Origin of the sequence: Novosphingobium soli (genome assembly GCF_042432915.1) — a bacterium.
GTDB lineage: Bacteria > Pseudomonadota > Alphaproteobacteria > Sphingomonadales > Sphingomonadaceae > Novosphingobium > Novosphingobium soli.
This window is the reverse complement of the sequence record NZ_JBHLWK010000009.1, coordinates 165,067-188,173: the sequence shown is the minus strand read 5'-3', so window position 1 is coordinate 188,173 and position 23,107 is coordinate 165,067. Positions and strand designations below refer to the sequence as shown.

Here is a 23,107-nt window from a genome sequence, read left to right as displayed (position 1 = left end):
TTAACGGTACGGCGCGTCGGCTTCAAGGTTCGCGGCGATCGCCCGCTCCCACTTGTCCCCGTTCGCCAGCAGCTTGGCCTTGTCGTAGAGCAGTTCCTCGCGCGTCTCGGTCGCGTATTCGAAGTTCGGCCCCTCGACGATCGCGTCCACCGGGCAAGCCTCCTGGCAGAAGCCGCAGTAGATGCACTTCGTCATGTCGATGTCGTAGCGCGTGGTCCGGCGCGAACCGTCCTGCCGCGGCGCGGCCTCGATGGTGATCGCCTGCGCCGGGCAGATCGCCTCGCACAGCTTGCACGCGATGCAGCGCTCCTCACCGTTGGGATAACGGCGCAGGGCGTGCTCGCCGCGGAAGCGGGGCGAGAGCGGGTTCTTCTCGAACGGGTAGTTGATCGTCGCCTTGGGCTTGAAGAAATACTTCAAGGTCAGCCAGTGCGCCTTCACGAACTCCCAGAGCGTGAAGCTCTTGATGAGATGTGCGACGGTCATGCGAAGTGTCCGGTAGCCATGAGGTAGCCGCTGACGATCACGACGAAAGCCAGCGAGACGGGGAGGAAGACCTTCCAGCCCAGGCGCATCAGCTGATCGTAGCGGTAACGGGGAACCGTCGCCTTCACCCAGCTGAACACGAAGAAGAAGAAGAAGACCTTGAGGAGGAACCAGATGAAGCCCGGCACCAGGTAGAGCACGGGAATGTCCAGCGGCGGCAGCCATCCGCCCCAGAACAGCGTCGCGTTGAGCGCGCACATGAGGAGCACGTTGGCGTATTCACCCAGCCAGTAGGCGGCGAACGCCATCGACGAGTACTCGGTCTGGTAACCCGCGACGAGCTCGGATTCGGCCTCGGTGAGGTCGAACGGCGCGCGACCGGTTTCCGCCATGCCCGAGATCAGGAACATGATCGCCATCGGGAAGAGCAGAGGATTGAGGCCGAAGCCGTTGAAGATGCCCAGGATATGGCCCTTCTGCGCGGCGACGATGTCGTTGAGGTTGAAGGTCCCCGCCCACAGCACGACGCAGATCAGGATGAAGCCGATCGAGACTTCGTACGAGATCATCTGCGCCGAGGCGCGCATCGCCGAGAAGAACGGGTACTTCGAGTTGGAGGCCCAGCCCGCCATGACCGTGCCGTAGACGCCCAGCGAGCTGATCGCGAGCACGTAGAGCAGGCCGACGTTGATGTCCGCCAGCATCGCGCCCGAGTTGAACGGGATCACCGCCCAGGCCATCAGCGCGACCGTGAAGGTCACCACCGGCGCGATCAGGAACAGGCCCTTGTTCGCCGCCGAAGGCACGATGGTTTCCTGGAGGAACACCTTCAGGCCGTCCGCGAAGGACTGCAGCAGGCCGAACGGCCCGACGACGTTGGGCCCGCGGCGCAGCGCCATGGCGGCCCAGATCTTGCGGTCGACGTAGATGATCATCGCGACGGCGAGCATCAGCGGCAGCGCGATCAGCAGGATGCCGCAGATGGTCGCGACGAACCACGCCCACTCGAAGCTCATGCCCAGGGATTGGAAGAAGGACGTCATTCCGCGGCCTCCGCGAAGTCCTCGCCGTGCAGCAGCTCGGCCGAGCAGCGCTGCATCGTCGCGCTGGCGCGCGCGATGGGGTTGGTCATGTAGAAGTCCTTGATCGGATAGGCGATCACGCCCGAGGCCGAGCCGCCCCCGGCGGGAAGCGCAGCGCCGTAGTCGGCAAGCCCCTCTTCCCCGAGCGCCGGCACCGCAGCGACCATGGCGGCCCGCAGTTCGTCGAAGCTGTCGAACCCGACCGAGACGCCGAAGGCATCGGCCAGCGCACGCAGGATGGTCCAGTCCTCGCGCGCGTCGCCCGGCGCGAAGACGGCCTTGTCGGCCCACTGCACGCGGCCTTCGGTGTTGACGTAAGTCCCGGCCTTCTCGGTGAAGGCGGAACCGGGCAGAATGACGTCGGCCGCGTGGGCGCCCTTGTCACCGTGATGGCCGATGTACACGATCATCGAGCCGGCGAACTGGGTGTAGTCCACTTCGTCCGCGCCGAGCGAGATCAGCACCTTGGGCCTGGCCGCCACGATGTCGGCGATACCGCCCTTCTGTGCGTAGCCGAGCATCAGCCCGCCCATGCGCGAGGCCGCCATGTGCAGCACGTTGAAGCCGTTCCACGCGGTGCCGTCCTCGAGCGTGCGCACGAGGTTGAGCTGCCCTGCGACCGACAGCGCCGCCTCCAGCCCGCCGCGGCCGAGCGCCGCACCGCCGAGGATGACCGCCGGACGCTTCGCGCCCGACAGCGCGTCCCAGACGTGCTGCGGCAGACCGCCGAGCACCGACAGGTCCTCGCCCAGGAACTCGCCGCCGAAGGTGGTCTCCCACTCCGGGCCGATCAGGAACACCCGCGCGCCGCGCTTTACCGCCTTGCGCAGGCGGACGTTCACGAGCGGCGCCTCCCAGCGGACCATCGAGCCGACGATCAGGATCGCGTCGGCCGTTTCGATGCCGTTGAAGGTCGAGTTGAAGTTCACCGCCGCCAGGCTGGACGTGTCGTAGTCCATGCCGGTCTGGCGGCCTTCGAGCAGCGTCGAGCCGAGCGCACCGACGAGCGCCTTGGCCGCGAACATCGTCTCGCAGTCGACCAGGTCGCCCGCGATGGCGCCGATCGAGGCGCCCGGGTTCAGCGTGGCGATGGCGGCGAAGGCCTCGTTCCAGCTGGCCGGGACGAGCTTGCCGTCGCGGCGCAGGTAAGGCTTGTCGAGGCGGCGGCGCACGAGGCCGTCCACCTGGTAGCGGCCCTTGTCGCTCAGCCACTCCTCGTTGACGTCGTCGTTGTTGCGCGGAAGCACGCGCATGACCTCGCGGCCACGGCTGTCGATCCGGATGTTGGCGCCGGTCGCGTCCGAGACGTCGATGCCGAGCGTCTTCTTGAGCTCCCAGGGCCGCGCCTCGAAGGCGTAGGGCCGGCTGGTGAGCGCGCCCACGGGGCACAGGTCGATCACGTTTGCCGAGAGCTCATGCTTGGCGGCATGCTCCAGGTAGGTGGTGATCTGCATGGTCTCGCCGCGGTAGAGCGCGCCGATCTCGTCCACGCCCGCGATCTCTTCCGAGAAGCGGACGCAGCGCGTGCAATGGATGCAGCGCGTCATCTGCGTCTTGATGAGCGGGCCCATGTACTTCTCGGTCACCGCGCGCTTGTGCTCATGATAGCGCGAGCCGCCGCGGCCATAGGCGACTGACTGGTCCTGCAGGTCGCACTCGCCGCCCTGGTCGCAGATCGGGCAGTCCAGCGGGTGGTTGATGAGGAGGAACTCCATCACCCCTTCCCGCGCCTTCTTGACCATCTCGGAATCGGTGCGGATCTCCTGCCCCTCGGTCGCCGGGAGCGCGCAGGAGGCCTGCGGCTTGGGCGGTCCGGGCTTCACCTCGACCAGGCACATGCGGCAGTTGCCGGCGATGCTCAAGCGCTCGTGATAGCAGAAGCGCGGGATTTCCTTGCCGGCGAGCTCGGCGGCCTGCAGCACGGTGGCGCCTGCAGGGACCTCGATCTCGACGCCGTCTACTTTGACCTTGGGCATTATTCGGCAGCCTGTTGCAGCGATCCGAGGCGCTCTTCGATGCGCCGCTCGATCTCCGGACGGAAGTGGCGGATGAGGCCCTGGATCGGCCACGCGGCGGCGTCGCCGAGCGCGCAGATGGTGTGGCCCTCGACCTGCTTGGTGACCTGCTGGAGCATGTCGATCTCCTCGACGTGCGCCTCGCCGGTGCGCAGGCGCTCCATCATGCGCCACATCCAGCCCGTGCCTTCACGGCAGGGCGTGCACTGCCCGCAGGACTCGTGCTTGTAGAAGTACGAGAGGCGGCTGATGGCGCGCACGATGTCGGTGGACTTGTCCATCACGATCACCGCCGCGGTGCCGAGGCCAGAGCCGAGCGCCTTGAGCCCGTCGAAGTCCATCGGGGCGTCCATGATCTCGGCCGCGGGGACCAGCGGGACCGAGGACCCGCCCGGGATCACGGCCAGGAGGTTGTCCCAGCCCCCGGTGATGCCGCCGCAGTGGCGCTCGATCAGCTCGCGGAACGGGATCGACATCTCCTCCTCGACCACGCAGGGACGGTTCACGTGCCCGGAGATCTGGAAGAGCTTGGTGCCCTTGTTGTTCTCGCGCCCGAAGGAGGAGAACCACGAGGCACCCCGGCGCAGGATGGTGGGGGCGACGGCGATCGATTCCACGTTGTTGACCGTTGTCGGGCAGCCGTAGAGGCCCGCGCCGGCCGGGAACGGCGGCTTGAGGCGGGGCTGGCCCTTCTTGCCCTCCAGGCTCTCGATCATCGCGGTTTCTTCGCCGCAGATGTAGGCGCCCGCGCCGCGGTGGACGAAGACGTCGAAGTCGTAGCCCGACCCGGCGGCGTTCCGGCCCAGCAGGCCGGCGGCGTAGGCTTCATCGCGGGCCGCGAACAGCGTCTCGGCCTCGCGGATGTATTCGCCGCGGATGTAGATGTAGGCCGCGCGCGCGCCCATGGCGAAGCCCGCGACGAGCGCGCCTTCGAGCAGCTTGTGCGGATCGTGGCGGATGATCTCGCGGTCCTTGCAGGACCCGGGCTCGGATTCGTCCGCGTTGATGACGAGGAAGCTGGGCTTGGGGTTGCCGGCCTGGTCGAGCGGCGGCTGCTTGGGCATGAAGGACCACTTCATGCCGGTGGGGAAGCCCGCACCGCCGCGCCCGCGCAGCCCCGAGGCCTTCATCTCGTCGATGATGCCGTCGCGGCCGCGTTCCAGCAGCGCCTTGGTGTTGTCCCAGTCACCCCGCGCCTGAGCGGCGCTCAGGTTCCACGGCTGGAAGCCGTAGAGGTTGGTGAAGATGCGGTCCTTGTCCGCGAGCGCCATTACCACTCACTCCGGTAGTCATGGTTTTCGGTCATCATCGCCGCGAGGTTGGTCGGCTCCCCGACCGGCTCGACGGTGTGGCGCGCCGGGTCCTGCGTGCCGGCCTTCGGCGTCTCGCCGCGCGCGAGCGCATCGAGCACGGCGTCGAGCCGCTCGGGCGTCAGGTCCTCGTAGTTGTCGTCGTTGATCTGGACCATCGGGGCCGAGGCGCAGTTGCCCATGCACTCGACCTCGGTGAACGACCATAGGCCGTCCGCCGTGGTGTGGCCCTTCTTCATGCCGCGCTTCTTGCAGGCCTCGATGATCGAGTCCGAGCCGCGCAGCATGCACGGCGTCGTGCCGCACACCTGCACGTGGAAGCGGCCGATCGGCGCGATGTTGTACATCGTGTAGAACGTGGCCACCTCGACCACGCGGATGATCGGCATGTCGAGCTGCGCGGCGATGAATTCCATCACCGGGATCGGCAGCCAGCCCTGCGTGTTCAGCTCCGCGCCGACCTGCCGCTGGGCGAGGTCGAGCAGCGGCATCACCGCCGAGCGCTGACGCCCCTCGGGGTAGCGCGCGATGATGTCCTTCGCCTTGGCGGCGTTCGCCTCGGTCCAGGCAAAATTGCCCCAACGCGCCCGCAGCTCGGGCGTATCGGGTTCGATATAGCGGTCAGCCATGCTTACCCCTGCGCTTCAGCCACTGATCCTGGCCGAAAAAGAAAATCTCAAACCCGCCGATGGCGGTCGCGAGCATGGCGATCATCGGCGAAGGGGCGACCCCCAGCCAGAGGACGGCGAAGTACAGCGCGACGAGGAACAGCCCCGTCAGCGTCGCCCAGATCCGGATCATCTCGACAGTGTTGAACTTCGTCATAGGTCCCACCCCTTCACGATCAACGCCACATTCAACGGATAAACTCGACGCGCGAGCACTTCCCGCCTTCGAAACTGTAGACGGCCACCACGTCGAACGGTTCGACCTGATCCGAGCCATCGGTCGCCGGCCCACGCGTCACATGCTCCCGCATCAGCACGTAGTCGCCGATCGCCTGCGCCTCGACGATCTCGGCCCGGTTCTGCGGCCACTTGGCGAAGGCGGCGGCGAGGCCCGAGCGGGTCCCTTCCTTGCCTTCGCGCACGACGGCGCCGCGATAGTTCGCCTCGCAGGCCTCGTCGGTCATGTACGACACGTAGGTGTCGACGTCCTGCGCGTTGTAAGCGGCGATCATGGCCTTGGCGGTGTCGAGGTTGCTCACCGGTCGCACTCCCCGAACACGACGTCGATGGCGCCCAGGATGGCGGTCGCGTCCGGCAGCATGTGGCCCTTGGACATGAAGTCCATCGCCTGCAGGTGGCTGAACGCGGTGGGGCGGATCTTGCAGCGGTACGGCTTGTTGGTGCCGTCGGACACGAGATAGACGCCGAACTCGCCCTTGGGGCTTTCGGTGGCGACGTAGACTTCGCCGGCGGGCACGTGGAAGCCTTCGGTGTAGAGCTTGAAGTGATGGATCAGCGATTCCATCGAGCTCTTCATCTCGGCGCGCTTGGGCGGCACGACCTTGCGGTCCTCCGACGCGACCGGCCCTTCGGGCATCTGCGCGAGGCACTGCTTCATGATCCGGGCCGACTGACGCACTTCCTCGACGCGGACCATGAAGCGGTCGTAGCAGTCCGAGTTGGTGCCGACCGGGATCTCGAAGTCCATGCGGTCGTAGACGTCGTAGGGCTGGCTCTTGCGCAGGTCCCACGCGATGCCGGCGGCGCGGATCATCGGGCCGGAGAAGCCCCAGGCCAGTGCGTCCTCCTTCGAGACCAGCGCGATGTCGACGTTGCGCTGCTTGAAGATGCGGTTGTCCACGACTAAGCTCATCGCGTCCTCGAACAGGCGCGGCAGGCGCGTGTCGAGCCAGTCGGCGATGTCGGTCAGCAGCTTGAGGGGCACGTCCTGGTGGACGCCGCCGGGGCGGAACCACGCCGAGTGCATGCGCGCGCCCGACGCGCGCTCGAAGAAGTTCAGGCAGTCCTCGCGGATCTCGAACAGCCACAGGTTCGGCGTCATCGCGCCGACGTCCATGACGTGGCTGCCGATGTTGAGCATGTGGTTGCAGATGCGGGTCAGCTCGGCGAACAGCACGCGCAGGTACTGGGCGCGCAGCGGCACCTCGATGTTCAGCAGCTTCTCGATGGCGAGCACGTAGGAGTGCTCCATCGCCAGCGGCGAGCAGTAGTCAAGGCGGTCGAAGTACGGCAGCGCCTGGAGGTAGGTCTTGTGCTCGATCAGCTTCTCGGTGCCGCGGTGAAGCAGGCCCACGTGCGGGTCGATCCGCTCGATGATCTCGCCATCGAGTTCCATGACCATGCGCAGCACGCCGTGCGCCGCGGGGTGCTGGGGCCCGAAGTTGATGGTGTAGTTGGTGATGACCTCGTCGCCGGTGGTGGGCGACTGTTCAAGCTGCATGCTCATGTTCAGCTTCCCTCCGGCGCGGGGCCGGAACCTTCCTTGGCGGCGCTGCCGCCGGTGGGGCCGCGATCGGGGCGGGCACCCGTCGGATCGGGAGCGCCGGGCTCCTTGACGTCGCTCGTGATCGGGGCCGGATCGCCCTGCCCCTGGCCGGCCACGGTCGCGGTGGTCGCCGCCGGGGCGACCTTCTCGGCGGCCTTGGCATCGGTCTTCTCGCCCGATCCGGTCTGCTTCGGGCTTTCCGTCACCTTGGCCTCGGCGACGGGCGGCGTGCCCGGCTTCTCGGCCGCCTTCTCGTCGCCCGGCAGCACGTAGTCCGCGCCTTCCCAGGGGCTCATGAAGTCGAAGCTGCGCAGATCCTGCGCCAGCTTGACCGGCTCGTACACGACGCGCTTGTCCTCCTCGGAGTAGCGCAGCTCGGTGTAGCCGGTGAGCGGGAAGTCCTTGCGGAACGGATGCCCCTCGAAGCCGTAGTCGGTCAGGATGCGGCGCAGGTCGTTGTTGCCGGAGAAGATCACCCCGTACATGTCGAAGACCTCGCGCTCCAGCCAGCCGGCGACCGGCCACAGCGTGGTGACGGTCGGGACCGGCGTGTTCTCCGCGGCGGTCACCTTCACCAGCACCCGGTGGTTCTTGGTCACCGAGAGCAGCATGTAGACGACTTCGAAGCGCTCGGCCCGCGACGGGTAGTCGACGCCGGCGATCTCCATCAGCTGCTGGTACGCGAAGTCGTCCCGTAGCACGCGCAGGGCGTTCTCGATCTCGGCACGCGCGATGGTGAGCACGATCTCGCCGTGGTCCTCCTTCGCGGCCACGACCTTGGAGCCGAGCGCGTCGACAAGGGCGTCGAGCACGCCCTCGTTCGAGGCGATCTTCGGGGCGGAATGGAGGACGGTCATACGTTGCTCCAGGGCTTCGACAGGCGCAGCCTGAGCGGCCTTGGGTTGGAACCAGAAACAGACATCCGCTCATCCCGAGCGTGTCGCAGGATGGTCACGCCGATCACCTCTCGACGGTGCCCACGCGGCGGATCTTGCGCTGCAGCTGCATCACGCCGTAGAGCAGCGCCTCGGCGGTCGGCGGGCAGCCCGGCACGTAGATGTCGACGGGGACGATACGGTCGCAACCGCGCACCACCGAGTAGCTGTAGTGATAATAGCCGCCGCCGTTGGCGCAGCTGCCCATCGAGATGACGTACTTGGGCTCCGACATCTGGTCGTAGACCTTGCGCAGCGCCGGGGCCATCTTGTTGCACAGCGTGCCGGCCACGATCATCACGTCCGACTGGCGCGGGGACGCGCGCGGCGCGGCGCCGAAGCGCTCCATGTCGTAGCGCGGCATGTTGACGTGGATCATCTCGACCGCGCAGCAGGCGAGGCCGAAGGTCATCCACCACAGCGAGCCGGTGCGGGCCCACTGGAACAGCTCCTCGGTGCTGGTGACGAGGAAGCCCTTGTCGGACACCTCCTGGTTGAGGTCCTTGAAGAACGACTGGTCGGGCGCGACGATCTCGCCCGCCGGTCCCGGGTGGGCGGCGCGGGCCAGGGGCTGGCCGGCGGCGTTCACGAGAGTGGAAGTCATGGGCGTGCTCATTCCCAGTCCAGAGCCCCCTTCTTCCATGCGTAGGCAAGGCCGATGGCCAGCTCGCCCAGGAACACCATCATCGTCGTCCAGCCGGCCCAGCCGGTCAGGTTGAGCGAGACGGCCCATGGAAATAGGAACGCGGCTTCGAGGTCGAAGATGATGAAGAGGATGGCGACCAGGTAGAACCGGACGTCGAACTGGCTGCGCGGATCCTCGAAGGCGGGGAAGCCGCATTCGTATTCGCTGTTCTTGTCGGCGTTGGGCTGGTGCGTGCCGGTCAGCCGGGCGACGCCCAGCGGCAGGAACACGATCACGGAGGACAGCCCCAGCGCGACCACCAGGAATATGAGGATCGGCAGATATTGCGACAGGTCAGTCAATGGTCTTGCCTCTTACCGGGTGCGACGTTGACGGACTCGGAGATGTCATGGGGAGCCCGACAAGTTGGCGCGCTCTTAGGCCAGCGCTCGACCCGTCGCAAGGTGTTGGATCGGATTAATACGCCCGCCGTCACTGCATTGCAGCAAGGAGAGCGGCGGCAGCCCGGCAATTTCCGGGCAAACGATCCCGCAGCGCGCCAAACGCAATCGACAGGCCGGACGATGCAACCGCTTCTTGCGAATTGTTCGCGAAAATATCCGGCAACGACTTGGCAACGGGGCATCGGCTCCCATCTTGCAGATGCAGATGGAGCCGCGCTTCGATCTCGAATACGGCCGGGCGATGAACACGCCGCCCGGGGCGGCCGCGGATGTCGCATCATTGCAATTGACGCATCGCAACATTATCCGGTTCGCCAAACGATAAACAGTCATCCAGTGCGAAAGGCATGCTCATGGCCCAGATCTCCGCGTCCGACCCGATCGTCATCCTCTCCTACGCGCGCACGCCGATGGGTGGCCTCCAGGGCTCGCTCGCGGACGTCTCGGCGACCGACCTCGGTGCCACTGCGGTGAAGGCCGCGGTCGAGCGCGCCGGCGTGTCCGGAGAGGAGATCGAGCGCATCTACATGGGCTGCGTGCTTCCCGCCGGCCTCGGCCAGGCCCCGGCCCGCCAGGCCGCGATCAAGGCCGGGCTGCCCAAGTCGGTCCAGGCGACCACCGTCAACAAGGTCTGCGGCTCGGGGATGCAGACCGTCATCATGGGCGCCGAAGCGCTCGCCGCCGGCTCACTCGACCTCGTGATCGCGGGCGGCATGGAATCGATGACCAACGCGCCCTACCTGCTCAAGAAGCACCGCTCGGGCGCGCGCGCGGGCCACGACACCGCCTACGATCACATGTTCCTCGACGGGCTCGAGGACGCCTACGAAGGCGGCTCGATGGGCTCGTTCGCGCAGTGCACCGCCGACGAGTACCAGCTCACGCGCGAGAACCAGGACGACTACGCCATCGAGTCGCTGCGCCGCGCGCAGGAAGCGATCTCCAGCGGCGCCTTCGCGGAGGAGATCGTCCCCGTCACGGTGAAGACCCGCAAGGGCGAGGTCGTGATCGACTCGGACGAGCAGCCGCCCCGTGGCAATCCCGACAAGATCCGCACGCTCAAGGCCGCCTTCGCCAAGGAGGGCACCATCACCGCCGCGAGCTCGAGCTCGATCTCGGACGGCGCCGCGGCGGTCGTGCTGACGCGCAAGAGCGTGGCCGAGAGCAAGGGCCTCTCGCCGGTGGCCACCGTGGTGGGCGTCGCCGCCCACGCGCAGGAGCCGGCCAAGTTCACCACCGCACCGGTCGGCGCCATCACCAAGCTGATGGACAAGGTGGGCTGGAACCTCTCCGAGGTGGACCTGTTCGAGATCAACGAGGCCTTCGCCTGCGTCGCCATGTTCGCGATGCACGACCTCGGCATCCCGCACGACAAGATCAACATCCACGGCGGCGCCACCGCGCTCGGTCACCCGATCGGCGCCTCGGGCACCCGCATCATCGTGACGCTCATCAACGCGCTCAAGGAAAAGGGCCTCAAGAAGGGCGTGGCCAGCCTGTGCATCGGCGGTGGCGAGGCAACCGCGGTCGCGATCGAGCTCGCCTGACGGCCGCTCGACCGGAATCGTCCCCGGCCGGCGCGCCGGGGGCCTTCCACCACGCGCCGCGATCCTGAGCGCCGGTCAGGGCGCTCCGGTGCCCCAGACCTGGTCCTCGCGGACGAAGCCCTTGTGACCATCCGTGTCGAACGGGCACCAGCCGTCCTTGCACTCGCCCAGCAGCCCCACCACGCCCGGCTCCACCCGCCAGAGGGTCGGAGAGCCGCCGCGCGCTTCGGCGTGCATCGCGATCAGGCCGCCGTCCTTGACCATGGCGGCGCGCTGGCGGGACAGCAGCAGGTCGCGCATCCAGCCTTTCGCCCCGTCGGGATCCTGGATCAGCCGCCAGGGCCCTTCCCGGCGCAGCACCTTCACCGGCAGGTGCGGGCGGCGATAGACCCAGTCGATCTTGTACGAGTCGCCGGGGCCGACCCGCAGGTTGGCGATCTCCGCATCGATCGACGCCCAGTAGGGCACCTTGTCGTCGTCGGCAGCGGCGGGTGCGGCCATGGCGAGTCCCAGCGCGGCGGCAAGCGGCAGCAGAATGAGGCGGACGTTCATCGTCGGCTCCTTACCGCGGCGCGAGCAGCCGCTTCAAGGCTCCTTGACCGCGACCCTGTGGACGGCATAGCCACCCTTCGCCATGGCACCGCTGAGCGACTCCCCCCGCCCGCTTCCGCCCCGTCCGCGGGTGATCGTGACGCGCCGGCTGCTGCCCGTCGTCGAGGCGCGCATGGCCGAGCTTTTCGACCTCGTCCCCAACCCGTCCGACACGCCGATGGACCGCGCCGCGCTCGAGTCGGCGATGCGAGACTGCGACGTGCTGGTGCCCACCGTCACCGACACCATCGACGCGGCGATGATCGCGCAGGCGGGCGAGCGGCTCGGCATGATCGCGAGCTTCGGCGCCGGGACCGAGCACATCGACCTTGGCGCCGCGCGCGCCCGCCGCATCATGGTGACGAACACCCCGGGCGTGTTCACCGACGACACCGCCGACCTCACGCTGGCGCTCATCATCCTCGTCTCGCGCCGCTTCAGCGCGAACGCCCGGATCCTGCGCGAAGGCCGCTGGGAAGGCTGGGGGCCCTCGACGATGCTGGGCCGTTCGCTTTCCGGCAAGACGCTGGGCATCGTCGGCATGGGCCGGATCGGCCAGGCGGTGGCGTACCGGGCGCGCGCCTTCGGGCTGGAGATCCGCTACCACAACCGCCACCGCCTGCCCGCCGCGATCGAGAACGTCTGCGCCGCCCGCTACGAGCCCGAGCTCGACCGGCTGGTGGCGGAGGCGGACATCCTCACCCTCCACTGCCCCGCCGGCGCGGGAACCGTCCACCTCATGGACCGGCGCCGGCTGGCGCTGATGAAGCCGGACGCCTGCCTGGTGAACACCGGCCGCGGCCAGCTCGTAGACGAGGACGCCCTCATCGCCGCGTTGTCGCAAGAGCGGATCGGCGGCGCCGCGCTCGATGTCTTCGCCCGCGAGCCCGATGTCGACCCCCGCCTGCTGGCGCTGCCCAACCTTGTCGCCCTGCCCCACCTCGGCAGCGCCACGTACGAAGGCCGGGGCGCCGCGGGGGAGCGGATCATCGCCAACATCCGGTTCTGGGTGGACGGGCACCGCCCGCCCGACATGGTGGTGCCCGACCTGCCCTGACCGCGCGCCCGGCCGCGCTCCGGCCCCTGCGGTTCGCATCGGGGCGGCCTGCCCTTGTCCTCGACCGGCGGACTGGTTTAACCGCGCCCTGTTGATGTCACCGCCGGGCACCGGCGGTCTTCGGGGGGAATCGTGTGCGAATGACCAGGGCGCGACTGCTGCCTCTCGCCTGGCTTGCCGCTTCGCTGCCGGTGGCGGCGCAGGCGCAGGACGGGCGGCTCGACCTTGCCGATGGCGCCGACACCGCCTGGGTGTTGGCCGCGGCATGCCTGGGCATGCTGGCGCTGCCCGGGCTGGCGCTGCTCCATGCCGGGCAGGTGCGGCGCAAGAACGCGGTCTCGGCCATGCTGCAGACGCTGCTGATCGCCTTCGCCGCTTCGCTGCTGTGGATCGTCGCCGGCTACACCATCGCCTTCGGCGACGTGGGAGGCGGCTGGCTCGGCCGGGGCAACGCCTGGATGCTGATCGCGCTGGGCGCCCTGCGCGCGGGCACCGGTATCCCGGAAAGCGCCTACGCGTGGTTCCAGATGGCCTTCGCCGCGCTCGCCCCCGCGCTCATGGCGGGCGCCTGGGCCGAGCGCGCAAGGCTGGGCTGGGTCATCGCCTTCGCCGCGCTGTGGAGCCTGGTGGTCTATGCCCCCGTGGCGCATTGGGTCTGGGGCGGCGGCTGGCTGGCGGCGGGCGTGGGTACGCTCGACTGGGCCGGCGGCCTCGTCGTCCACACCACCGCGGGCGTCTCCGCGCTGGTCGTCGCGGTCATGCTCGGCCGCCGCAAGGGCGTGGCGCAAGGGGCCGTGACGCCTCACGCACCGCTGCTGTCGCTGGCCGGCGCCGGCCTGGTGTGGATCGGCGCGCTCGCGCTGGGCGGCGGCGCCGCGCTCACCGCCAACGACGATGCCGCCGCCGCGATCCTCGCCACCCACGCCGCCGCCGCCGGCGCGGCGCTCGCCTGGCTGGCGATCGAGCGGATCGCCGGCGGCAAGCCCACCTCCACCGCGTTCACGACGGGCCTGCTTGCGGGGCTCGCCGCCATCGCGCCCGCCGCCGGCTTCGTCTCGCCGGGCGGAGCGCTGGCGCTGGGCATCGCCGGCGCGCTCGTCTGTCGGCTCGTGCTGCCGCTGCTGCGCCGCAAGCTGATGATCGACGACGCGCTCGGCGTCTTCGCCGTCCACGGCGTCGGCGGCATCACCGGCGCGCTGCTGACCGCGCCGCTGCTGTCCGAGAGCCTCGGCGGGGTCGGCTACGCGCCGGGGATGAACGCCCTCGCGCAGGCCCTGGCGCAAGCCCTGGGCGTCGCGGTCGTGCTCGCCTGGACGGCGATGGCGAGCGTGGTGCTCGCGCTCATGGTCTCGCTGGTCGTCCCGATGCGCGTCTCCGAGGACGCCGAACGCGAGGGGCTCGACGCCGCGAGCCATGGCGAGCAGGCCTGGGACCACGACTGACCGCCCTTGCGCGAGAGAGGCCGCCCCTGCCCTGCGGCAAGGACGGCCTCCCATGGTCTCTCGAGGTCGAGCCGCGGCGTGACGCGGCGCCGGATCAATCCCCGGTCAGGATGCGGTCGACCAGTTGCTTCACGGTGGGCGTGAAGCCGTTGGAATAGAACGGGTCCTGCTTGAACTTGTAGGCCGCGTGGCCGGCGAACATCAGGTTCTGGTCGACCGGTCCGCCGTGGGCGATGTCCTGCAGGGTCTTCTGGATGCAGAAGCTGCGCGGGTCGGCGAGGCGGCCGGTGGTGTAGTCGTCGTGGTCCTTCCACGAGGAGAACCCGCAGTGTGACAGGCAGCCCATGCAGTCGGCCTGGTCCTTGCGGATCTCGTCGCGTTCCAGCGGATTGACGAAGATGATCGTGTCGTCGGGAGTGCGCAGACCCTCGGTGAAGCCCTGGCCGGACCACAGGCGCGCCCGGTCGAGGTCGCGGGGGGCGACCCAGAAGTTCTTGCCCTTGACGCCGACGTCGAGCCGCACGGTGTGCTCGCCGGCCTCGACCTTGGAATAGGGGATCTGGCGATCGGAGCGGGCTTCGAGGTTGCGCAGGAACGGGTTGCGCACGGCCGAGGAGTAGAAGCCCGTCGGCGAGAAGCGGTGCAGCAGCACGTCGCCCGGCTCCAGCTCGCGCAGCGCGTCCTTCCACGGCTGCGGGATCGGGCTCTCGTGCGTGAGCAGCGGGCGCGTGCCGTACTGGAAGGCGATCGTGCCGAGCTCCGGATTGTCGATCCAGTCGTTCCAGTCGCGCAAGTACCAGACGCCGCCGGCCATCACGATCGGCACGTCGTCCGAGATGCCCTCGGCGCGCATGGTGTCGCGCAGCGCTTTCACGCGCGGGTACGGGTTCTCCGGCTTGAGCGGATCCTCGGCGTTGGACAGGCCATTGTGGCCGCCCGCCAGCCAGGGGTCCTCGTAGACCACCGCGGCCATCAGCTCCGAGACCTTGTGGTAGGCGCGCTTCCACAGCGCGCGGAAGGCGCGCGCGGAGCTGACGATCGGCAGGTAGTTGACGTTGAACCGTGCGGCGATCTCGGACAGCTTGTAGGGCATGCCCGCGCCGCAGGTGACGCCCGCGACCATGCCGCGGGTCTTCTCCAGCACGCCTTCGAGCACCGATTGCGCGCCGCCCATCTCCCACAGCACGTTGATGTTGATCGCGCCCTTGCCGCTGGCGATGTCGTAGGCGCGGCGCACCTGCTCGACCGCACCGTCGATGGCGTAGCGGATCAGCTCCTCGTGCCGCTCCTTGCGGGTGAGCGCGTGGTAGAGCTGCGGGATGATCTTGCCTTCGGCATCGTAGCTGTCGGCGTTGACCGCGCTGACGGTGCCGATACCGCCCGCCGCCGCCCAGGCGCCCGAGCTCATGTGGTTGGTGGCCGCGACGCCCTTGCCACCCTCGACGAGCGGCCACACTTCGCGGCCGCCGTACAGTATCGGCTTGAGACCCTTGAAACTCATCTCTCTTCGTCTTCCCTCAGGCCTTGCGCTCAGCCCTGCGAACCGTTCGTCTTGGGCGGCGCTTCGCCCGATATTCGGCACGGCGCGATGTTCGCCGGCGCCGGTCGTGTCCCTATGGCCTCGAACTGCGCATAATAGCCCTGCAGTTCCGGCTTGCGAACAAATTCCGTCAAGCGGAAGCCGACCGAGGCGAATTCGCAGAACAGCAGCGCCGGCGCAATGCCGTGCGCATCCGCAGGCCGGTCCCGGTCGACCACGATGACCCGCCCGCCGGGACGCAGCGCCGGGCGCATGCGCCACAGGAAGGCGTAGGGCTCGGTCACCTCGTGGTACATGTGGACCATGAAGATGCGGTCGAAGCTGTTGTCCGGCAGCCGCGGGTCGTCCTCGGTGCCGAGCTTGATGGAGACGTTCTCCAGCTCCTCGCGCAGCACGCGGCTGCCGAGCCGCTCGTTGGCGGCGGGATTGATGTCCTCGGCCAGGACCCGCCCCTTGCGGCCCACCCGCTGGGCCAGGCGCAGGGTGTAGTACCCGTCGCCGGCGCCGAGGTCGGCCACGCTCATGCCCGGCGCGATCCGCGCCAGGTCCATGACGGTGTTCGCCTCGTTCACGCTGTCGCGTTGCACTTCGGAGGAGAAGGTGCTGGCCCCCGCCGCGGAGATCGGCCGATCGGGCGTGGGAAACGCCCGCGCGCTCTCGGCACGCCCGTCCTCGGCCGGCGGCGGCTGGCAGGCTGCCAGTGCCAGGACGGCGGGAACGAGGGCGAGGGCGCGAACCATGCGGCCCCTTAGCGACTCAGCGCCCGATTGGCAAAATGCTTGGCAGGTCATCGTCGTGCCGCGTCCCCGGCGAGACGCTGGCCTTCCTTTCAGTCGACGTCCTCGACCTCGACCTTCTCGCCGGTGACGCGCTGCGAGAGCGCCGCGGCCATGAACGGGTCGAGCTCGCCGTCGAGCACGTCGTCGGGCGAGGTCGAGACGACGCCGGTGCGCAGGTCCTTCACCTGCTGGTACGGCTGCAGCACGTAGGAGCGGATCTGGTGTCCCCAGCCGATGTCGCTCTTGCTCGCATGCTCGGCGCTGGCGGCTTCCTCGCGCTTGCGCATCTCTTCCTCGAACAGCCGCGCCTTGAGCATGCCCATGGCGATCTCGCGATTCTTGTGCTGCGAGCGGTCGATCTGGCTGGCCACCACGATGCCCGAGGGCTGGTGGGTGATGCGCACGGCCGAATCGGTGGTGTTGACGTGCTGCCCGCCGGCGCCCGAGGCGCGGTAGGTGTCGATCTTCAGGTCGGCCGGGTTGATCTCGATCTCGAAGCTATCGTCGATCACCGGATAGACCCAGACGGACGAGAAGCTGGTGTGGCGGCGCGCCGAGCTGTCATAGGGGCTGATGCGGACCAGCCGGTGGACGCCGCTCTCGGTCTTGGCATAGCCGTAGGCGTTCTCGCCCTTGATGAGCAGCGTGCAGCTCTTGATGCCGGCGGCTTCGCCCGCGTGGTAGTCGACCAGCTCGACCTTGTAGCCCTTGCGCTCCGCCCAGCGGGTGTACATGCGCTGGAGCATCTCGGCCCAGTCCTGGCTCTCGGTGCCGCCGGCGCCGGCGTGGACTTCGAGATAGGTGTCGTTCGCGTCCGCCTCGCCGCCGAGCAGCGCCTGGATCTTGTCGGCATCGGCGCGGTCCGCCAGCGCGGCCAGCGTCGCCAGCCCTTCCCGGACGGTGTCCTCGTCGTCCTCCATCTCGCCCAGCTCGACGAACTCGACGGCGTCGGCCATCTCGCGGCTGATCTGGTTGACGGCGCCGATCGCGGCCTCGAGCCGGCGACGCTCCTTCATCACCGCCTCGGCTTCCTTGGGCTTGTCCCAGAGAGTCGGATCCTCGACGCGGGCGTTCAGCTCGTCGAACCGGCGCAGCGCGCGATCCCAGTCGAGGAACTTGCGGACCAGCGCGAGGGCCTTTTCGATACGCGCTATGTGGGCCTGCCCTTCGGCACGCATGACCAGAAACTCCCGTGAGCCGGCGAAACGGCCGGCCTAGATCCATCGAGCCGCACCGCTTAGCGCAGTGCGCGCGATTGTAAAGTGGCGCAATTCAGCCGTCTTCGCCGCGGACCGCCCGCTCGCGCCGCGATCCGGACGACGGCGCGATCCCGCCTCTACCCGGCCAGGATCAGCGCCGGCGCCTCGATCAGCTTCCGGAGATCCTGCGCGAAGCTCGCCGCGTCCCAGCCGTCCACCACCCGGTGGTCGCAGCTCATCGAGATGTTCATCAGCTTGCGCTTCTCGACCCGCTCGGCGCCGTCCGCGCCCTTCACGAACATCGGCCGCTCGACGATGCGGTTGGGACCGATGATGGCGACTTCGGGGCGATTGATGACAGGCGTGGTCGCGACGCCGCCCATCGGCCCCAGCGAGGTGAGCGTGATCGTCGAGCCCGAGAGCTCGGCGGACTTGGCCGAGCCGTCCCGGGCCGCGGCGGCGAGGCGCGTGATCTCGGCGGCGAGCTGCCACAGGTTGCGGTCCTGCGCGTCGCGGATCACCGGCACCATCAGCCCCGCCGGCGTCTGCGCCGCCATGCCCAGGTGGACCGAGCCGTAGCGCGTCACCACCCCCGCCTCGTCGTCGTAGTGGGCGTTGAGCATCGGATAGCGCGGCAGCAGCTTGCAGATGGCGGTGATGAGGAAAGGCAGCATGGTCAGCTTGGGCCGGTCGCCACGCCCTTCGTTCAGCTGCGCGCGGGTCTCCTCCAGCGCGGTGACGTCGTACTCCTCGACATAGGCGAAATGCGGGATGTTGCGCTTCGATGCGGCCATGTTCTCGGCGATGCGGCGCCTCAGGCCGATGACGCGGACCTGCTCGTCGGCACCCCTGCGCCCGGCCGGCTGGAACCCGCCGCCCGCGTTGTAGGAGAGGAACGCGTCGAGGTCGCCATGGCGCACGCGGCCGTCCTCGGCCGGGCGAACTTCGGACAGGTCGATGCCCAGGTCGCGGGCCCGCTGGCGCACCGCCGGACTGGCGAGCACCTTGCCGCCGGGCGCGGCCTTGGCAGCGGGCGCCGTCGCGGGCTTGGGCGCGGGAGTCGGCTTGCGGGGCTCGACGGGCTCGGCCTGCGCGGTCTCGGACGCCGGGACCGATTCAAGCTCGGCCGCGGCTCCGGCCTCCGCTTGTGCCGAGCCGGCCGCAGCAGCGGCCGCCGCACGCTCGACCCGCTCCGCATCCCCGGCATCGGGGTTCTCGACCGCGATCCGCTCCTCGACCACCGCGGCCTTGGGGGCAGGCGCGCGGCCTTCCTCGTTGCCGGCGCCCGCGATCTCGATCACCACCAGCGGCGAGCCGATGGCGATCACGTCGCCCTCCCCGCCGGCCACCTCGACGACGGTGCCGGACACCGGGCTTTCCATCTCGACGGTGGCCTTGTCGGTCATCATGTCGGCCAGCCGGCCGTCCTCCTCGACCGTGTCGCCGACCTTGACGTGCCAGGCGACGATCTCGGCCTCGGCGATGCCTTCGCCGATGTCGGGGAGCCTGAAGATGTAGCGTCCCATTGCGATCAATCCTTCATCAGCCGGTCCACCGCCTCGCCGATGCGGACGGGACCGGGGAAATAGGCCCATTCGAGGCTGTGCGGGTACGGCGTGTCGAACCCGGTCACGCGCTCCACCGGCGCTTCCAGGTGGTAGAAGCAGCGCTCCTGCACCAGCGCCGAGAGTTCCGCGCCGAAGCCCGAGGTGCGGGTCGCCTCGTGTATCACCAGGCATCTGCCGGTCTTCTCCACCGACTTTTCCACAGTCGCCAGGTCGAGCGGGACGAGCGTGCGCAAGTCGATGATCTCGGCGTCCACGCCCTTCTCGGCCAGCACCGCCTCGGCGACGTGGATCATCGTGCCGTAGGCGAGCACCGTCAGCGCCGCCCCTTCGCGCACGATCCGCGCCTTGCCGAGCGGGATCTTGTAGTACCCCTCCGGCACCGCGCCCCCTGGGTGCCCCTTCCAGGTCCGCGAGGGCTTGTCGTAGTAGCCGTCGAACGGGCCGTTGTAGATGCGCTTGGGCTCGAAGAAGATGACCGGGTCGTTGTCCTCGATCGCGGCGATCAGCAGGCCCTTGGCGTCCTGCGGGGTGGAGGGGATCACCGTCTTGAGCCCGGCCACGTGGGTGAACAGCGCCTCCGGGCTCTGGCTGTGGGTCTGCCCCCCGAAGATGCCGCCGCCGAAGGGCGAGCGGATGGTGATCGGCGCGGTGAACTCGCCCGCCGAGCGGTAGCGCAGGCGCGCTGCCTCGGACACCAGCTGGTCGAGCCCGGGATAGATGTAGTCGGCGAACTGGATCTCGGGCACCGGGCGCAGGCCGTAGGCGGCCATGCCCACCGCCGCGCCGACGATGCCGCACTCGTTGATCGGCGAATCGAACACGCGGTTGCGGCCGTACTTCTTCTGCAGCCCCGCCGTCGCGCGGAACACGCCGCCGAAGTAGCCGACGTCCTCGCCCAGGATGACGATGTCGGGATCGCGCGCCATCGTAATGTCGAGCGCGTCGTTGATCGCCTCGATCATGTTCATGGGCCGGGTCGGCGCGTCGCGCAGGCTGACCGATTTCTCCTCAAGCATGGTCGCCCTCCTCCTTGCCGTTCCATTCGGGCCACTTCGCCTCGCGCTCGCGGATGGCCTGCGCCGCCTGCTCCTCTAGGTGCCAGGGGAGTTCCTCGAAGACGTCCTCGAACATGGTGTGGAACGGGTGGTGCAGGCCGTGGCCGAGCACGCCGTTCTTCTCCGCCTCCTTGGTTGCGACCTTGACCTGCTCGACGAGCGCGCGGTCCATCGCCTCCTGCTGCTCCTCGGACCATTCGCCGAGCGCGATCAGGTGCTTCTTGAGGCGCATGACCGGATCGCCGAGCGGCCATTCCTCACGCTCCTGCGCGGAGCGATAGGCGCTGGGATCGTCCGAGGTGGAGTGCCCCTCGGCCCGATAGGTGAAGTGCTCGATGAGCGTCGGCCCCTGGTTGGCGCGGGCGCGGTCGGCGGCCCATTGCGAGGCGGCGTAGACCGCCAGCGCGTCGTTGCCGTCGACGCGCAGCCCGGCGATCCCGTACCCTGCCGCGCGCGCCGCGAAGGTCGTGCGCTCGGCCCCCGCGAAGCCCGAGAAGCTGGAGATCGCCCACTGGTTGTTGACCACGTTGAGCACCACCGGCGCGTTGTAGACGGCCGCGAAGGTCATCGCCGCGTGGAAGTCGCCCTCGGCGCTGGAGCCCTCGCCCACGAAGGCGCTGGCGATGCGGGTGTCGCCCTTGATCGCGCTGGCCATCGCCCAGCCCACCGCCTGGGGGAACTGCGTGGCGAGATTGCCCGAGATGGTGAAGAACCCGTAGTCGCGCGCCGAATACATGACCGGCAGCTGGCGCCCCTTCAGCTTGTCGGCCCGGTTCGAGTAGATCTGGTTGACCATCTCGACCAGCGGGTAGCCGCGCGCGATGAGGATGCCCTGCTGGCGATACGTGGGGAACACCATGTCGTCGTGCGCCAGCGCCTGGGCATGGGCGATCGAGATCGCCTCCTCGCCGGTCGACTTCATGTAGAAGCTGGTCTTGCCCTGCCGCTGGCCGCGGTACATGCGATCGTCGAAGGCGCGGGTCAGCGCCATCGTGCGCAGCATCCGCCGCAGCGTCTCGGGGTCGAGGCCGGGATCCCAGGGGCCGACCGCGCGGTCGTCCTCGTCCAGCACGCGGATCATGTCGGTGGTCATCGGCCAGGTCTCGCTGGCCGGGCAGCCCTCGTCCGGACGCGCCAGCTGTCCCGCGGGCGGCACCGGGAGGTGCGAGTAGTCGACGACGTCGCCGGGCCGGTATCGCGGCTCGGGGACGTAGAGTTCCAGCGGCGGCAGATTGCCCCGCGGCTTGCCTGATCTAACCGGGCCTTCGGCCATGTCCATGCTCTCCCGCCAAGGTCGGCCGAGCCGAACCTTGAGACGCAAAATTCTACGCTTGGGTCATAATATTTCGTCCCTCGGCAATGTCAATCAGACCGCCACCGGTGCGGCGATATGCGCTTGGGGCGCATAGCCGCTCACTTCGAAGTCCTCGATCCGGTAGTCGAAGATCGAATCCGGACGCCGCAGGATCGCCATCCGCGCCTCGCCCGCGGGCTGGCGCGAGAGCTGCTCCTCCACCAGCGCCGCATGGTTCAGGTACAGGTGGACATCGCCGCCTGTCCAAACGGCTTCACCCGGCTCGAGGTTGCACTGCTGCGCCATCATCCGCGTCAGCAGCGCCAGCGACCACATGTTGAAGGCGAAGCCGAGGCCCAGGTCGCAGCTGCGCTGGTAGAGCAGGCACGAGAGCCGCCCCTCGGCCACGTGGAACTGGTAGGTCTTGTGGCAGGGCGGCAGCGCCATCGCGTCGAGCTCGGCGACGTTCCACCCCTCGATGATGTGGCGGCGGCTGCCCGGGCTGGCCTTCAGGCTCTCCACCACCTGCGCCACCTGGTTGATCCCCGGCCCGCGGCGGAACAGGCCGGGCTCCCCGGCTGGCTCGTAGGTGGCCCAGTCCACCCACTGCTTGCCGTAGACCGGGCCAAGGTCCCCCCACTCCTCGGCGAACTGCGCGTCGGCGACGATGCGGGCGGAGAAGTCCTGGCGGCTGATCGCCTCCCCGGTCTCGCGCCGGTAGCGATCGAGCGGCCAGTCGGTCCAGATCTCCACGCCCTGCGCGCAGAGCGGGCGGATGTTGGTGCCGCCGGCCAGGAACCACAGCATCTCGCGCGTCGCCGTCTTCCAGTAGACGCGCTTGGTCGTCAGCAGCGGCATCGCCCCGCCCGACAGGTCGAAGCGGATCGTCGCCCCCAGGATCGAGCGGGTGCCGACCCCGGTGCGGTCGACGCGCTCGTCGCCTTGCGTCCATATGCGGCGCATGAGATCGAGGTACTGCCATTCCCAGTGCGGGGCGGCGGGGGCGGCATCGGAGCGCAGGGGCGTGGTGGTGGTCATGCCCGCAGACCTATCCGCCGCCGCGTCAGAGGGAAAGTGCCCTCGCGGATCGCCCTCCGGCCGCCGAATTCCGGGCCGCGTGCGCAGGGGCTCAGAATTTCCGCAAAGCCCCCTTGCCACCCCCGGAATCGCCCTATATAGGCGCGCTCCTGCCTCGGGCGGTCCTCGGATCGCTCGATCGGTCGGGGAGTAGCTCAGCCTGGTAGAGCACTGTCTTCGGGAGGCAGGGGCCGGAGGTTCGAATCCTCTCTCCCCGACCATTTATTCGCAAAGGGCGCGTCGCAGGACGCGCCCTTTGTCGTTTTGCGCATGCGGAGTCCGGTGGCAGAGTGGATTCCTGGCCGGGGTCGACGGTGCGGGGGCTTCGACAAGCTCAGCCTGAGCGGGTTTGGGAAGACCTGCTTCGATCGCGGCAGCTGGCGGAAAAGACGCACCTGGGGCCTCGATCAGCTGCGGCAAGCTATCGAGCACGACCCGGTCGCCCGCGGCCGGCTGCGGTGGTCGGACCGGCGGGACGACTTATGTACCGAGATCCTGGGCTCGATGAAGGCGCAGCGCGTATTGGAACACCTCCCCCAAACCCGCTCAGGCTGAGCTTGTCGAAGCCCCAACAGCACACACACCAG

Annotated in this window: 24 protein-coding genes and 1 tRNA gene; 6 read left to right on the top strand and 19 right to left on the bottom strand. The window is 68.7% G+C overall.

The features are described from left to right. The 11 genes from nuoI to ACFFJC_RS06260 all read right to left on the bottom strand — a co-directional run bounded on the left by nuoI (window position 1) and on the right by ACFFJC_RS06260 (window position 9,269). Complete coding sequence (gene nuoI, locus ACFFJC_RS06310) at window positions 1–486, bottom strand: NADH-quinone oxidoreductase subunit NuoI (protein ID WP_379486644.1); 486 nt, start codon at window positions 484–486, stop codon at window positions 1–3. Further along, a complete protein-coding gene (nuoH, locus tag ACFFJC_RS06305) occupies window positions 483–1,529 on the bottom strand; it encodes an NADH-quinone oxidoreductase subunit NuoH (protein WP_379486643.1) in 1,047 nt (348 codons plus the stop codon). Before nuoH ends, nuoI begins: the two co-directional genes overlap by 4 nt. Continuing rightward, complete coding sequence (gene nuoG, locus ACFFJC_RS06300) at window positions 1,526–3,544, bottom strand: NADH-quinone oxidoreductase subunit NuoG (protein ID WP_379486642.1); 2,019 nt, start codon at window positions 3,542–3,544, stop codon at window positions 1,526–1,528. The genes nuoH and nuoG overlap by 4 nt, the downstream gene beginning before the upstream one ends. Next, window positions 3,544–4,854, bottom strand: coding sequence for an NADH-quinone oxidoreductase subunit NuoF (gene nuoF / locus ACFFJC_RS06295; RefSeq protein WP_379486641.1), 1,311 nt, complete (start codon window positions 4,852–4,854; stop codon window positions 3,544–3,546). The genes nuoG and nuoF overlap by 1 nt, the downstream gene beginning before the upstream one ends. Further along, window positions 4,854–5,522, bottom strand: coding sequence for a complex I 24 kDa subunit family protein (locus ACFFJC_RS06290; RefSeq protein ID WP_379486640.1), 669 nt, complete (start codon window positions 5,520–5,522; stop codon window positions 4,854–4,856). The genes nuoF and ACFFJC_RS06290 overlap by 1 nt, the downstream gene beginning before the upstream one ends. Then, a complete protein-coding gene (locus ACFFJC_RS06285) occupies window positions 5,515–5,718 on the bottom strand; it encodes a hypothetical protein (RefSeq protein ID WP_379486639.1) in 204 nt (67 codons plus the stop codon). The genes ACFFJC_RS06290 and ACFFJC_RS06285 overlap by 8 nt, the downstream gene beginning before the upstream one ends. 31 nt (window positions 5,719–5,749) lie before the next feature. Next, entirely contained in the window at window positions 5,750–6,100 is a 351-nt protein-coding gene (locus ACFFJC_RS06280) for a nuclear transport factor 2 family protein (RefSeq protein ID WP_379486638.1), read from the bottom strand. Continuing rightward, on the bottom strand, window positions 6,097–7,308 hold the full coding sequence (locus ACFFJC_RS06275; protein WP_379486637.1) for an NADH-quinone oxidoreductase subunit D: 1,212 nt from the start codon (window positions 7,306–7,308) through the stop codon (window positions 6,097–6,099). Before ACFFJC_RS06275 ends, ACFFJC_RS06280 begins: the two co-directional genes overlap by 4 nt. 2 nt (window positions 7,309–7,310) lie before the next feature. Next, window positions 7,311–8,204 (bottom strand): NADH-quinone oxidoreductase subunit C, encoded by an 894-nt coding sequence (locus ACFFJC_RS06270; protein ID WP_379486636.1) that lies wholly within the window; start codon window positions 8,202–8,204, stop codon window positions 7,311–7,313. A gap of 103 nt (window positions 8,205–8,307) precedes the next feature. Continuing rightward, entirely contained in the window at window positions 8,308–8,886 is a 579-nt protein-coding gene (locus tag ACFFJC_RS06265; RefSeq protein WP_379486635.1) for a NuoB/complex I 20 kDa subunit family protein, read from the bottom strand. A gap of 8 nt (window positions 8,887–8,894) precedes the next feature. Further along, window positions 8,895–9,269: an NADH-quinone oxidoreductase subunit A gene (locus ACFFJC_RS06260; RefSeq protein WP_379486634.1), complete on the bottom strand. Its 375-nt coding sequence runs from the start codon at window positions 9,267–9,269 to the stop codon at window positions 8,895–8,897. A 301-nt stretch (window positions 9,270–9,570) separates the two neighbouring features. Between ACFFJC_RS06260 and ACFFJC_RS06255 the strand changes: the two genes are divergently transcribed. Both ACFFJC_RS06255 and ACFFJC_RS06250 read left to right on the top strand, forming a co-directional pair. Then, window positions 9,571–9,696, top strand: coding sequence for a hypothetical protein (locus ACFFJC_RS06255; RefSeq protein ID WP_379486633.1), 126 nt, complete (start codon window positions 9,571–9,573; stop codon window positions 9,694–9,696). Between the two features lie 28 nt (window positions 9,697–9,724). Continuing rightward, a complete protein-coding gene (locus ACFFJC_RS06250) occupies window positions 9,725–10,918 on the top strand; it encodes an acetyl-CoA C-acyltransferase (RefSeq protein WP_379486703.1) in 1,194 nt (397 codons plus the stop codon). A 75-nt stretch (window positions 10,919–10,993) separates the two neighbouring features. Here the strand turns inward: ACFFJC_RS06250 and ACFFJC_RS06245 are convergent, their stop codons facing one another. Continuing rightward, entirely contained in the window at window positions 10,994–11,470 is a 477-nt protein-coding gene (locus tag ACFFJC_RS06245; RefSeq protein ID WP_379486632.1) for an SH3 domain-containing protein, read from the bottom strand. A gap of 82 nt (window positions 11,471–11,552) precedes the next feature. Here ACFFJC_RS06245 and ACFFJC_RS06240 point away from each other — a divergent pair, with 82 nt between their 5' ends. Together ACFFJC_RS06240 and ACFFJC_RS06235 are read left to right on the top strand one after the other, a co-directional pair. After that, window positions 11,553–12,566, top strand: a complete 1,014-nt coding sequence (locus tag ACFFJC_RS06240) for a 2-hydroxyacid dehydrogenase (protein WP_379486631.1) — start codon at window positions 11,553–11,555, stop codon at window positions 12,564–12,566. A gap of 140 nt (window positions 12,567–12,706) precedes the next feature. Then, window positions 12,707–14,008 (top strand): ammonium transporter, encoded by a 1,302-nt coding sequence (locus ACFFJC_RS06235; RefSeq protein WP_379486630.1) that lies wholly within the window; start codon window positions 12,707–12,709, stop codon window positions 14,006–14,008. Between the two features lie 94 nt (window positions 14,009–14,102). Here ACFFJC_RS06235 and ACFFJC_RS06230 read toward each other — a convergent pair whose 3' ends face one another. The 7 genes from ACFFJC_RS06230 to thyA all read right to left on the bottom strand — a co-directional run bounded on the left by ACFFJC_RS06230 (window position 14,103) and on the right by thyA (window position 22,481). Then, complete coding sequence (locus ACFFJC_RS06230) at window positions 14,103–15,509, bottom strand: NAD(P)H-dependent flavin oxidoreductase (protein ID WP_379486629.1); 1,407 nt, start codon at window positions 15,507–15,509, stop codon at window positions 14,103–14,105. Between the two features lie 29 nt (window positions 15,510–15,538). Then, window positions 15,539–16,288, bottom strand: coding sequence for a class I SAM-dependent methyltransferase (locus ACFFJC_RS06225; protein ID WP_379486628.1), 750 nt, complete (start codon window positions 16,286–16,288; stop codon window positions 15,539–15,541). A gap of 89 nt (window positions 16,289–16,377) precedes the next feature. Then, window positions 16,378–17,505, bottom strand: coding sequence for a peptide chain release factor 2 (gene prfB, locus ACFFJC_RS06220; protein WP_379486627.1), 1,128 nt, complete (start codon window positions 17,503–17,505; stop codon window positions 16,378–16,380). 158 nt (window positions 17,506–17,663) lie between these two features. After that, entirely contained in the window at window positions 17,664–19,052 is a 1,389-nt protein-coding gene (locus tag ACFFJC_RS06215; protein ID WP_379486626.1) for a dihydrolipoamide acetyltransferase family protein, read from the bottom strand. A gap of 5 nt (window positions 19,053–19,057) precedes the next feature. Then, the gene (locus ACFFJC_RS06210; RefSeq protein WP_379486625.1) at window positions 19,058–20,110 is read right to left on the bottom strand and encodes an alpha-ketoacid dehydrogenase subunit beta; all 1,053 of its coding nucleotides are present in this window, start codon (window positions 20,108–20,110) and stop codon (window positions 19,058–19,060) included. Beyond that, window positions 20,103–21,422, bottom strand: a complete 1,320-nt coding sequence (locus ACFFJC_RS06205) for a 3-methyl-2-oxobutanoate dehydrogenase (2-methylpropanoyl-transferring) subunit alpha (protein WP_379486624.1) — start codon at window positions 21,420–21,422, stop codon at window positions 20,103–20,105. The genes ACFFJC_RS06210 and ACFFJC_RS06205 overlap by 8 nt, the downstream gene beginning before the upstream one ends. A gap of 93 nt (window positions 21,423–21,515) precedes the next feature. Continuing rightward, window positions 21,516–22,481, bottom strand: a complete 966-nt coding sequence (gene thyA / locus ACFFJC_RS06200) for a thymidylate synthase (RefSeq protein ID WP_379486623.1) — start codon at window positions 22,479–22,481, stop codon at window positions 21,516–21,518. A gap of 183 nt (window positions 22,482–22,664) precedes the next feature. On the opposite strand from thyA, the gene ACFFJC_RS06195 reads away from it, so the two are divergent. Continuing rightward, window positions 22,665–22,741: transfer RNA gene (locus ACFFJC_RS06195), tRNA-Pro, on the top strand. Window positions 22,742–22,790: 49 nt separating this feature from the next. Beyond that, window positions 22,791–23,075 carry an NAD-glutamate dehydrogenase domain-containing protein gene (locus ACFFJC_RS06190; RefSeq protein ID WP_379486622.1) on the top strand — a complete coding sequence of 95 codons (285 nt, stop codon included), beginning with the start codon at window positions 22,791–22,793 and terminating at the stop codon, window positions 23,073–23,075. The last annotated feature ends 32 nt before the right edge of the window (window positions 23,076–23,107 follow it).